The organism is Halorhabdus amylolytica (genome assembly GCF_004944975.1).
GTDB classification, from domain to species: Archaea; Halobacteriota; Halobacteria; order Halobacteriales; family Haloarculaceae; genus Halorhabdus; species Halorhabdus amylolytica.
The window spans coordinates 25,360-37,580 of record NZ_SPQG01000007.1 but is presented as its reverse complement, the minus strand read 5'-3'; the positions used below and the strand labels follow the sequence as shown (position 1 = coordinate 37,580).

At 64.5% G+C, this 12,221-nt stretch carries 7 protein-coding genes and 1 pseudogene; 3 read left to right on the top strand and 5 right to left on the bottom strand.

The annotated features are described in order from the left end of the window. Positions 1-159 precede the first annotated feature (159 nt). On the top strand, positions 160-1,839 hold the full coding sequence (gene thsA, locus E3374_RS10190) for a thermosome subunit alpha (protein WP_136688986.1): 1,680 nt from the start codon (positions 160-162) through the stop codon (positions 1,837-1,839). A gap of 148 nt (positions 1,840-1,987) precedes the next feature. Here thsA and E3374_RS10185 read toward each other — a convergent pair whose 3' ends face one another. Further along, positions 1,988-2,827, bottom strand: a complete 840-nt coding sequence (locus E3374_RS10185) for a sugar phosphate isomerase/epimerase family protein (protein WP_169051824.1) — start codon at positions 2,825-2,827, stop codon at positions 1,988-1,990. Positions 2,828-2,884: 57 nt separating this feature from the next. Then, the gene (locus E3374_RS10180; protein WP_136688984.1) at positions 2,885-4,450 is read right to left on the bottom strand and encodes a protein kinase family protein; all 1,566 of its coding nucleotides are present in this window, start codon (positions 4,448-4,450) and stop codon (positions 2,885-2,887) included. A gap of 241 nt (positions 4,451-4,691) precedes the next feature. Here E3374_RS10180 and pheA point away from each other — a divergent pair, with 241 nt between their 5' ends. Both pheA and E3374_RS10170 read left to right on the top strand, forming a co-directional pair. Beyond that, on the top strand, positions 4,692-5,498 hold the full coding sequence (gene pheA, locus E3374_RS10175) for a prephenate dehydratase (RefSeq protein WP_136688983.1): 807 nt from the start codon (positions 4,692-4,694) through the stop codon (positions 5,496-5,498). Between the two features lie 599 nt (positions 5,499-6,097). Further along, complete coding sequence (locus E3374_RS10170; protein WP_136688982.1) at positions 6,098-9,856, top strand: vWA domain-containing protein; 3,759 nt, start codon at positions 6,098-6,100, stop codon at positions 9,854-9,856. Between the two features lie 83 nt (positions 9,857-9,939). Here E3374_RS10170 and E3374_RS10165 read toward each other — a convergent pair whose 3' ends face one another. From E3374_RS10165 to E3374_RS17640, 3 genes and pseudogenes are all read right to left on the bottom strand, one after another. After that, positions 9,940-11,112: an outer membrane protein assembly factor BamB family protein gene (locus E3374_RS10165; protein WP_169051823.1), complete on the bottom strand. Its 1,173-nt coding sequence runs from the start codon at positions 11,110-11,112 to the stop codon at positions 9,940-9,942. A 121-nt stretch (positions 11,113-11,233) separates the two neighbouring features. After that, positions 11,234-11,587 carry a hypothetical protein gene (locus E3374_RS10160; protein ID WP_136688980.1) on the bottom strand — a complete coding sequence of 118 codons (354 nt, stop codon included), beginning with the start codon at positions 11,585-11,587 and terminating at the stop codon, positions 11,234-11,236. Positions 11,588-11,762: 175 nt separating this feature from the next. Next, positions 11,763-12,221: pseudogene (locus E3374_RS17640) on the bottom strand (transposase); the annotation flags it as partial.

Here is a 12,221-nt window from a genome sequence, read left to right as displayed (position 1 = left end):
TCCCGAACCACCGCTTCGACGCGACGAAACGATACTTAAAAGCCTGCCATAACCTCACATGGCGGGGCCCAGTCCCCTATCCAGCCCCCTCGGTCGGAAAGCGGAACGTTACTTTTTTATAGAATCACATTCAATCCTTGCTTGACTATGGCTCAACAGATGGGTAATCAGCCCCTTATCGTACTCTCAGAGGATAGCCAGCGGACCTCAGGAAAGGACGCCCAGTCGATGAACATCACGGCCGGGACGGCCGTCGCTGAGTCCGTACGGACCACACTCGGTCCCAAAGGGATGGACAAGATGCTCGTCGACGACGCGGGCAGCGTCGTCGTCACGAACGACGGCGTCACCATCCTCGACGAGATGGACATCGAGCACCCGGCGGCGAACATGATCGTCGAGGTCGCCCAGACCCAGGAGGACGAGGTCGGCGATGGCACGACGACTGCGGTCGTCATCGCGGGCGAACTCCTCAGCAAAGCCGAGGATCTCCTCGACCAGGACATTCACGCCACGATCCTCGCACAGGGCTACCGCCAGGCCGCCGAGAAGGCAAAGGAGATCCTCGAAGAGAACGCCATCGAGGTGTCGCCCGAGGACACCGAGAAGCTCGAGTCCATCGCCGCGACGGCGATGACGGGCAAGGGCGCCGAGTCCGCCCGGGACACCCTCTCGGAACTGGTCGTCCGGGCCGTCCAGTCGGTCGCCGACGACGAGGAGATCGACACCGACAACGTCAAAATCGAGACCGTCGTCGGCGGGTCGATCGACGAGTCCGAACTCGTCGAGGGCGTCCTCGTCGACAAGGAGCGCGTCCACGAGAACATGCCCTACGCCGTCGAGGACGCCGATGTGGCGCTACTCGACACTGCGATCGAGGTCCGTGAGACCGAGGTCGACGCCGAGGTCAACGTCACCGATCCCGACCAGCTTCAGGAGTTCCTCGATCAGGAAGAGGAACAGCTCAAGGACATGGTCGACACCCTCAAGGAGGCCGGTGCGGACGTCGTCTTCTGCCAGAAGGGTATCGACGACATGGCCCAGCACTACCTGGCCCAGGAGGGCATTCTCGCCGTCCGGCGTGCCAAGAAGTCCGACATCAAGGCGCTCTCGCGAGCGACCGGCGCACGGATCATCTCCAACATCGACGACGTCACCGCCGACGATCTTGGCTTCGCGGGCAGTGTCGCCCAGAAAGAAGTCGCCGGTGACAGCCGGATCTTCGTCGAGGACGTCGAGGACGCCAAAGCCGTCACGCTCATCCTCCGCGGTGGCACCGAGCACGTCGCCGACGAGGTCAAGCGCGCCGTCGAGGACGCACTGGGCGTCGTTCGCGTCACGCTCGAAGACGGCAAGGTCCTGCCCGGCGGCGGGGCCCCCGAAGCCGAGCTCGCTCTCGGACTCCGTGACCACGCCGACTCCGTTGGCGGCCGCGAACAGCTGGCCGTCGAGGCCTTCGCCGACGCCATCGACGTCGTCCCGCGTACGCTCGCTGAGAACGCTGGCCTCGACCCGATCGACTCGCTGGTCGACCTGCGCAGTCAGCACGACGGCGGCGAGACGGGCGTCGGACTGGACGCCTACAGCGGCGACATCGTCGACATGGAAGACGACGGCGTCGTCGAGCCGCTGCGCGTGAAGACTCAGGCCGTCGAAAGCGCGACGGAAGCCGCCGTGATGATCCTCCGCATCGACGACGTCATCGCCGCGGGCGACCTCAAGGGTGGCTCCGGCGACGACGACGAGGACGAAGGACCACCCGCTGGCGGCCCCGGCGGCATGGGCGGCGGCCCCGGTGGCATGGGCGGCATGGGCGGCGGCATGGGCGGCATGATGTGATCGCTGCCTGAGAACACCCATCCCGACCAGCGCCTCGCGCCCCACAGTGACGTTCTAACCACTTTTCTTCTGCGTTCACGCTCGCAGCCGCCGCTCCGGAAGCAAAAATAGCGACGCGAAATCATCCGCTTCGACGTCTTTCCTCCGCTCAGCGCTCGATCTGATCGAACGTAGCGGAGAGCGCTTCGCTCGTGGCCGCGACGGCTGCATCGTCGTCCATGGCTTCGACCCGGTCGCTGAACGGTTCGGGAGTCACCGGCCCGTCGTAGTCCAGTCGATCGAGTGCTGCGAGGAACGTCTCGATATCGATTACGCCCGTCTCGGCGGGGAGCCGCCGGTCGGTGTCCTGTTGGGCTTGCCGCGGGCGGTCCGGCGCGTCGTTGAGGTGCACGTCGACGACAGCCCCGGGATCGAGTTCCCGGAGAGCGTCGGCACTGTCACCGGCGGTGTACCAGTGCCAGCTGTCCAGCAGCAGGCCGACGTTCGACGCCTCCAGTCCGGCGAGGAGGTCGACCATCCCCTCTGCGGTGTGGACGAACTCGTACTCGTGACCATCCCGAAGCGTGTCGGGACCGAGGTACTCCAGACCGAGTTCCAGGTCGTGTTCGGCCAGGAGTTCGGCGACAGGTTCGATACGCTCGCGGTGAAACGCGAGGTTCTCCGCGAAGGGGCGTTCGTCGCTGAACGAGAAGATATACGTCGAGATCTGTTCACAGCCGATCGCGGCCGCTGCGGCGGCGTCTACCTCCAACTGTTCGAGACCGGCCTCGTAGTCCGCGCGATCGGCACTGATTTCGAACGGGAGTGCGAGCGCTCCCGACCGAAGGTCGTGGTCGTCCAGTACAGCCCGATAGTCCGATCGACCGTGTTCGCGAAGGTATCCGAGGTCGACCTGAATACCGGCGAAACCGTGCGTAGCCGCCAGTGTGGCCGCCTCGGGAAACGGCCGATCGACGCCGATCGCCCCCGGATCGAGATTCCAGAACACGGTCGGAGAGTCAGCGGGATGAGGCATGAATCCTCCGGTAGGACGGGGATCATCGCTTCATCCGAGACGATCGAGACTCTGTGAGAGCTGCGTCGCGGCCTCGTAGCGGGTGAGCTTCCGTGGTGCCATGGCCTTGGCGATCACCTCGTCGACGGCCTCGGGTATCTCGGGGCGAACGTCGCTGGGGCAGGGCGTTCCATCCGCGAGAATCGATTCGCGGACGACCTCGTAGTCCCCGTCGTACGGTGGCTCGCCGGTGAACAGCCGGAAGAGGACGGCGCCGAGGTGATAGACATCGGTCGCGTGATCGACGTCGCCATAATTGTCGTCGAAGTATTCCGGGGCGGCGTAGCGAGGATCGACGTACTCGGCAGGCCCGAAGTACTTACGAAAGACGGTCATCACCCCGAGATGCGAGAGGCTCGGGGCGGGCTCGGATGAGAATCCGGTCGCGGGATACACAACGTCGTGGGGATCGATACCGCCGTGAACGAGCCCGCGTTCGTGAGCAGCCACCAGTCCTGCAGCGAGTTCACGGGCGTCCCGTAACGCGACGCCGAGAGCCGACGGATCGCGGTCGGCCAGCGTCGTCTCGGCCCGGGGCGTCGCCACCCAGGGGCGGGGGTGATCGCCGTAGTCCGCCACCGCGGCGATCCCGGACGCCTCGTCGGCACAGTACCACTGTCGGAGGCGCTTGGCCATCGTGGACCCGAACGACCGGGTCTCGGCCCCGGGTTCGTCGAAGAACAGCAGGTCGACGCCGTACTCGGCCTGGTCGATGCGGCCCCGCGAGGGAAGAACGTGGCCGTACCGGCCGCGACGCGGGGGGTCGACGACGCTCACCTCGTCGAAGTCGCTGACCAGCTGCACCGCGGCGAAGGACTCGGAGTTCTCGGCGGCCTGGATCCGACGTCGTCGCTCAACGGCGGTATCCGGCACGTCGGCCCCATCGGATTCAGTCGTCGCCGTCCCCGCGACGGGCGCGGTTTCGGCCCGGTCAGTGTTGGCGGGGTCGCCCTTTCGTGCCCCTTCGACAGTCGTGGTTTCGGCCCGGTCAGTGTCGGTGGACCCGGCTGCGTCGACTCCCGAGGGTTCGACGCCGGCATCGACGGAAGACGACGTCTCGGATCCCGGAGAGGAAGTGTCCCGCGATGTGGGTTCGTCGGGCATCTGGCGCTGATAGACCGTCACACCAGGGGCGTCGGCGTCGACGACCCGCTGGTGATCGGCCACGGCCGCACCGCCCCCGTCGGCCCGCAGTTCGGCGTCAAAGTCCCAGCTGTCGGCCCGCCGGACCGCCCGCACGACCGTCCCGTCGAAGGCGCGCAACGCGTCGCCGACTGACTCGGGGTGTCGTTCGTGTAGCGAGGAAAGGGTCCTGACCAGCGGCTCCCTGGGCGTCCGATCCGCCGAACGGACGAGACGATCGGCGAGTTCGGCACCCAGTTCGGGGCGCTCGTCGGCCAGCCGACAGGCCGTCCAGGCCGCGCTGACGCGCGACCGGTGGCCCTCGGCGGCCAGCCCGTCGAGCACCGACGGCAGGATCAGCGAGAGGACGTCCGCCGCATCGGGTTCGCCCGGGCGAAGGGCGCCCTTGCTTGCGTCCACCTGGTCGGCTCCCATCGTCCGATCAATTCACCCGCGGACTCAAGAACCTCAGTCAGACGGCCGTCACACGACAGCGATGATACCCCGCCGTCACGCGGGTGAACGGGTAGCTGACACCGTGGGATCGGCGGTTTTCGGTTCGGCCGGAAGTGCCACGCGGACGCACGGGCAGAAGCGACCACGTGGCGTTCGCCGTGCGCGTCCAATTCGCTACCCGACCGCGACGCTTTAGGGCCGGAGCGTCGAACCCTCCCGCATGCGAACGATCACGCTGGGGCCCGAGGGAACCTACTCCCATCGGGCTGCCTCGGCGGTCTCGGAGCCCGTGGAATTCACCGAATCGGTCTCGGCCATCGTCGAGGCCGTCGCCGACGGCGAGTACGACCGCGGCGTCATCCCCATCGAGAACAGCATCGAGGGGAGTGTCACCGAGTCCCTGGATAGTCTGACCGAGTCAGACGTGGCTATCGTCGCGGAGGTCATCACGCCGATCCGCCACGCCCTGGTCGCCCAGGGAGAGTCCTTCGAAACCGTCGCCAGCCACGCCCAGGCACTGGCCCAGTGTCGCGACTATCTCGAGGAACACTACCCCGAGGCCGACCTGGAAGCGGTCGCAAGCACCGCCCGCGGCGTCGAACACGCCCGCGAAGACCCGACGGTTGCAGCGATCGGCCATCCCGACAACGCGGGCGACGGTCTGAACGTGCTCGCCGAGGACATCCAGGACCGATCCTCGAACGCCACGCGATTCTTCGTCATCGCCGGTCCCGAGGAACGCTCGATCGAGGGCGGGAAAACCTCGCTGATCGTCTACCCCAACGTCGACTACCCCGGCCTCCTGCTGGAACTGCTGGAACCCTTTGCCGAGCGGGACGTGAACCTGACGCGGCTGGAATCGCGGCCCAGCGGCGAACGCCTCGGGGACTACCTGTTCCACATCGACGTCGAAGCGGGGCTGTACGAGCAACGGCTACAGGAAGCCCTGGAGGATGTCGAAGAACTGGCCAGCGAGGGCTGGGTGCGTCGGCTCGGTTCCTACGACACGCGTCACGTCGTCGAGTGATCGACGAAAACGCCGGGGAGATCGATCGTCATAGTTGTGTAGCGCGGAAGGCCACGACTTCAGTCGTGAGGAAGCGCGTCGGATGCGCTGGCGGCCACCGCGCTCTGGCCGGCGACGGTTTCGGTATCGGGACATTTACCCCGCTCTGTGCCGTATGTTACCCTACATTCCGGGGCGGCCAAAATGGACGCCTCGGAGGGGCTGCCGTAGGCCGGCCCCAAACAGCGGGACGCTGACGACGCCGCTCCGACCGCCGTTCTGGTGGTGCGAAGCGTCCGAGTCCACGCTGAATTAAAGCGGTGTGTTGGCGCCAGCTGCCCTCGCCGGATAAAGCCCGGCGAGAGTACGCCAGACCAAACAGAACAGTTTGGTCGGGAAGAATCACGGCATCGTGCAACCCGCCCATGACGGCTGATGGAGCGAGGGCGGAAACCTCCACGGGGAAAGCCCTTGACTTCAGTCATGGGTAGCTTACAAGCGACACTGAACTCCCGAACAGTTCTGTTGAACTGTCTCGAACTCGAAGAGTATGAACTGAATATATAGTATAGAAATACAGTGAGAAAAATATTTACGGCTGGTTCGTATTTGCGGCAATAATGTCTGGTAGTGGGGGAACGAGGCAGCTGTTCGCGCTCGCGGCTACAGTGTTGATCATCGTGGCGAGTGTCCCGGCGGGGACGATCCCCGCCAGCGCGGCCGCGGGGAACGCGGGGAACACGGCACTGATCGACAGCGGAAACCGATCCGACCAGGCGATCGAGGGCCCGCCGGTCGTGTTGAAGGGGCAAGCGATCACGACGATCGAGCATCTCTCGGCGGAGAGTAATCGGTTGGCAGCAGCCCGCGATCGCGCCCGCTCGCGCCTGAACCACTCGTTCGTGTACTACCAGGGGCCAACACGAGTGACCGACCAGCACCTCTTCGTCGAGGACGCCGTTGGATTGCGGGCACTCGCGGCGTTCGATGGGACCGGGCAGGACGAGCGCCTCCAGCGGATCGTCACTCTGGTGGCGCGGGCGGACAACCGGTCGGCCCGACAGGTGATCCGCGACGCCGAGAACGCGTTTGTGGCGACGGAGGACCGGCTCGGTCCGGGAATCACGAACAGCGCAGAGGCCCACATCGACAACGCTCGTCGACAACTCGATCGCACCGAACGGATTCGCGAGCGGGCGCAAAATCAGGAGGGCGCACAATACATCCGAACGATGGCCCGGGCCGTCCGCCAGTACGGTGTGGCACTCAACCAGGCCCGGACAGCCCTGCGATTGATCGATCGAGAGACCAGTCCCGACGTGACGCTGACGCGGCGGGCGGATCCGATCCGGAACGGTTCCGAACGGACGCCGTACACGTTGGTGGGTCGCGTGACGGATCCGACAGGGCTCGACGCGGTGAACGTCACGGCGACGATCAACGACGACCGGACCGTCCCGCTCTCGCTTCGTGGCGGATACACCAACGCCTCCTTTGGGACGACGATCAATCTCACCGAGCGCGTCAACACGATCGAAGTGAACGTCGTCGAGAGCCACGGCACTCAAACGGCGAAACGCCGTGGCAACCGCAAACAGAGGGGCAAGAAGAAGAGGAAACGAACGGGGAGACGGGGAGGTAACGGCAACGGTGGTGGGCCACCCGGGCGTAACCAGGAGTCCCGAGCGAGTACGGTCGTGCTTCGACTGGACGGCGACGGCCTGCCCGATACCTACGAGAGGAACGTGACGGGGACGGACCCGCTGGATCCGGACAGCGATTCGACCGTGGTCTCGGGTGACCAGGCTGACGACGGCGTCATCGACGGCGATCAGGACTTCGATGCAGACGGGCTCGACAACGTCGACGAGTACGCGTTCGGTGGCGATCCGCTGTCGAAGGACACCGACGGTGACGGACTCACCGACGGGTTCGAACTCGACGACAGCCAGACGATGCCCTTCGTGGAGGACACTGACGGCGACGGCACGCCGGACGCCGCCGAAGATCCGGATCAGGACGGGCTCACGAACCGCGAAGAGCAGTCCGCAGGCACTGCTCCCCGTCGTGCGGACACGGACGACGACCGGCTCAACGACAGCCGCGAGCTCGCGCTCGGGACTGAGCCGACGGACGAGGATACTGACGACGACGGTCTGCTCGACGGCGAGGAAGTCGCGCTCGGGACCGATCCGCTCGATCCCGATACGGACGGTGACGGGACGCTCGACGGCAACGAAACCTTCACCACGGAGAAACAAAGCGAGTCGCTCGACGTCGCTGTCAGCCTGACCGGTGAGGGCGACCTCGCCAGCACACTCAGCATCGAGAACGAGACCGAAGACCGGTTCAACCAGCCACTGGTCGACAACCTGACTGCGGCGCCGATCGTCGATCTCGAGACGGAACGAGACTTCGACAACGCGACGGTGCAGTTCTCGTACAACGAGTCGGACCTCGGAACCAACGAGTCCGACCTCGTCGTCGTCAGGTACAACGAGTCGATCCAGGGCTTCGAGGCGCTGCCGACGACCGTCGACCGGGCCAACAACACGATAGAAGGCGAAACCGAACACTTCTCGCGGTTTACGGTCTTCCGCGTGTCGAACTGGCAGACCATGTTGGATGCTCGGACGCCGAGCGACACGTCGGACGACGACGGTAGCAGTAGCACCGCGAGTGTCGACGTCATGCTGGTCATCGACTCGTCTGGCTCGATGTCCTGGAACGACCCCGAGGAGTTCCGGAAACAGGCGGCCAAGGAGTTCGTCAGTGCGCTGATCGACGGTGATCGGGCCGGTGTCGTCGACTTCGACGGCGATGCAGAGGTCGCACAGGAGCTGACGACCGACTTCGGGGACGTGAACGTCACCGTCGAAAGTCTCGACGCCAACGGCGGCACGAACATCGGGGCGGGCGTCCAGGCGGCGAACGATCACTTCGCGTCCGCTAGCGACGACTCGCGATCACAGGTCGCTATCTTGCTGACCGACGGCCAGGGGCGAGGCGGTATCGACGAAGCCGAAACGGCTGCCGACCGGGGGACGACGATCTACACGATCGGCTTCGGATCCGCCGACGGCGACAAACTGGAGACCATCGCCGAAACGACCGGCGGTGAGTACTCGTCGGTCGGGAGTGCCGACGAACTCCCCGAGGTGTTCTCCCGCGTCGCCGACGACGTCTCGGAGACCAACAGCGACGACGACGAGTTCTCCGACAGTCTGGAGGAGAACGGGATCCCCGTCTCGCCGCTGGTCGCTCCTCAGCTCGACGAGGGACGGATCGACCCCAGCGACGACACGCAACTCGCGTACGTCACGACGAACCCGGAGGCGACCGACACCGACGACGACGGGCTCGACGACGACGAGGAACTCGGCAGCTACGTCCAGCGTGACGTTAGCCTCTACGGCCACACCTACGAGCTGAACTATTACACAGTTCACAGCGACCCAACAGATAAAAACTCCGACGACCACGGACTCAACGACACTGAAGAGCGAGAGAACGGCTCCGACCCGATGGAGGCAGAAATCGTCACCGCCGGCTACTACATGCCGGTGTTGAGTGATCCCGACGGGTCGAAACCATCGACCGTCAACGAACTCGACCAGTGCTGTGGGATAGATCGGTTGCCGTACAACAACAACCAGGGTCGTGGCGACGACCTGGTCTACGATGCCAAAGAGTCGTACTCGACGAGCGACGACATGCTCGTCCAGAAAGTCGACGTCGTGGTGTACGCGTCGGCCAACGACGCGGCGATGGAGAACTTCGATCTCTCCGAGTTCGAATCCGATCTCTTATTCGATAGCATGCGCAGCACCTACGTCATGATGGACTATCCGAGTTCTGTCGGTGCGAACGAAGCGCGGACGGTCACTGTGACGATCTCTGTCAACCAGGATACGCTCGACGCGATCGCCGAGGAACGGCCGTTCAAGGCGATGAAACTGGAACACGATGTCGACGGGCTCGAGGGAACCCCCGCCGAACGCGACGCTGATCCGAATACTGAGGTCGAATACTCGGGTGTCGGCTCGGCGTTGCTCGATGAGACTGCACAGACTGTCGACGACGCACAGACGATCTACAGCGAGGGTGCCGAGATCGCCCTGGCGGCCGAGGCGGGGACGCTGCGAGCCAGCGCGCGCGGTGAAGGCGTCCGGCGAGCGATCCGATACGCGATCTACGAGTACGCCAAGGGGAAGATCGAGGGCCAGCTCGGCGTCAGCAGTTCCCCCGCGGAAGATCTCGTCTTGACGGCGACCAACGACGGGATGAGTGCCTTCGCGGACCGGATCGAACGGTACCAGGGCAGTGCCATCGACGCGGACGTCCGGATGGCCGGCCCGACGGTTCTCCGGGCGAACTGACGGTCCGGTTGCCGCGTTCGTCTCTGCCCTCTGACGGCAGTAGGGCGTCTACAGGCGGAGCAGGCCGAGTGCCTCGAGGCGGTTCACGAACGAGCAGTGAGCGCGTACAGCCGATCGTTCTTGCCACCGACGTAGATCGTCCCGTCACCCGCCACCTGTGCGGACGTGATCCCGAGCGACGCGTCCGACCAGCGGATCGATCCGTCCGCCGGTGCGAGTTCGTACAGTGTTCCCTGGTCGTCTGCGACACAAAGGCCGTCCCCGGTATGGAGCGGTGACCAGTTTACCTCGGACCCGATTTCGGTCTGCCACTCGACCTCACCGCTTCCTGCGGCAACGGCGTAGCAGTTCCCGTCGGACGAGCCGACGAACACCCGTCCGTCTGTGACTGCGGGTGAGGCGATGACACTGTCGCCGGTCGTGACTGCCCAGTCTTTTGACCCCGACTGTGCGTCGATCCGGAGGAGCTCCGAACCGCTGCCGGAGCTGCCGACGTACACCGCACCGTCGGCGACGGCCGGCGTCCCCAGGACGGTCGCGTTCGTGTCGTAGGTCCACTGGACGTCGCCGCTCGCCGCTTCGATCGCTCGCACTACGCCGTCGCCGCTCGCGATGTACACCCGTCCGTTCGCGACGGCAGGGGAGGAGGCGATCCCTTCTGTAGCGTCGACGGTCCACTGCTGGCTCCCGTCGTCCAGCGCGAGACTGTACACGCTGGCGTCGTAGGAGCCGACGTACACCGATCCGTATCCGACCATCGGCGAAGAGACGACCGTCCCCCCTGTCTCGTAGGTCCACCGCTCCGTTCCGTCGTCGGCTGCGATCGCGTGGACCGTTCCGGACGTACTGCCGACGTAGATCGTGTCTTCGAAGATCACGGGGGAAGAGACGACTCGTCTCTGTGTCTCGTACTGCCAGACCTTCGTTCCGTCCGCAAGGGCGACGGCGTAGACGCTGCCGTCGTCGCAACCCACGTACGCCGTCTGCGAGACGACGGCCGGCGTCGAACTGAACGGGCCACCGCCGTCGAACGTCCAGTCGACGGTGGGTGCTTCTCCGGGCAGACTGGCGTCGGGGTTGCAGTGTGTTCGCTCCGGTGTCACGCCGTATGCCGGATGTAGTCCCTCGAGTTCTGGTGTCGGCGGTCGGTCGGCGCTGCCGTCTTCCTGCGTTGACAGACACCCGCCGGTGATCCCGGTGCTGATCACTGCCGCTACCGACCCGATGACTGCCCGACGTGAAACTCGCGACCCCATGGTTGAACGATTACTGCTAACAGACATTTATCAGTACCGCTGGTCGTGGCGTGCGGTTCGTGACGCGTCGACGCCGGCTGTACCGTACTGTTACCGTGCCAAGCGCTCTCGTGGCATTGCGTCACTCGCCGATGAAGTCGACGAACACCATGTCGTCGGTCTTCAGCTCGTACTCCACGTCCGTCGAGAGCGTCGAGTAGTCGAACGGGTCGGTGCGACGTGGAAAACCGTTGGGCGTCTCTCGGCGGAGCGAGATGGTCTTGTGCTCTCGGAGTCGCTGTGCGAACGCCGCCGCGGTTTCGGCCGACGCCCCCTCGAGGTCGAAGATGAAGTTCGTCTCGGCCTTGCAGGCGTCCGACTGGAGGATCGACTTGTACTCGCTGTCGATCCGCTTGAGCTTCTCGCGGCCAGGGTCGTCTCCCCGCTCAAAGTTGGTGATGGCAATGACGAGTCGGAGACACAGTGCAAGGAACACTTCTGTTCGTCGCTCTTGTGAAGCACGTTGTTGATGTAGTGCCCTCTTGCGATTCTATGCTGAGGGATGCGAAACGAGAACGGACGCGCCAAGCACTCACACGACCGGGTTCAGGTATCAATCGACTCCGGACAACAGTATCAACAATCACCTTCACGAGAGCGTCTGTTCGTACGTGGACGCGGCCTCGGGCGCGGACGTGCACGAGGCCGCAGTCCTTGACCGCGTCGTTAGTTCGTTCAACTCCTGTCCGGTGGTTGTACGTCTCGTCCAAGATAGATTGTTTCAGCTGAACATCCTTGCTGTGTTCCTCAATGCGGTCTTCAACTCTGTACTCGATGTCTAGCGGGTCATCGGTGTTTCGCGGGTTATACGGAGCGATTGGCACGACCCCTGCGGCCAGCAGGTAGTCGTGCCAATCGAGGATGTCGTAAGCGCTGTCTCCGAGCATCCAGATCGGTGTATCGACGGCGAGCGCGTCACGTGTGACGCGCATCGCCGTCTCCTGATCTGCTTGCTTGGCTTGTGTGAATTCTGCTGCTATCGGGATTTTGCGCCAGTTGAGACGAGTGTACAGCCGAAGCCGTAGTAGTACTCCTCGGCTGTTGGATCGTAGTTCCACGAGGCAGCGTCG

What these genes read in the sequence shown, in the direction of transcription:
- thsA (WP_136688986.1), top strand. Translation starts at nt 160, where the DNA reads ATGGGTAATCAGCCCCTTATCGTACTCTCAGAGGATAGCCAGCGGACC.
- E3374_RS10180 (WP_136688984.1), bottom strand. Translation starts at nt 4,450, where the DNA reads ATGGGAGCCGACCAGGTGGACGCAAGCAAGGGCGCCCTTCGCCCGGGC.
- E3374_RS10165 (WP_169051823.1), bottom strand. Translation starts at nt 11,112, where the DNA reads ATGGGGTCGCGAGTTTCACGTCGGGCAGTCATCGGGTCGGTAGCGGCA.
- E3374_RS10170 (WP_136688982.1), top strand. Translation starts at nt 6,098, where the DNA reads ATGTCTGGTAGTGGGGGAACGAGGCAGCTGTTCGCGCTCGCGGCTACA.
- pheA (WP_136688983.1), top strand. Translation starts at nt 4,692, where the DNA reads ATGCGAACGATCACGCTGGGGCCCGAGGGAACCTACTCCCATCGGGCT.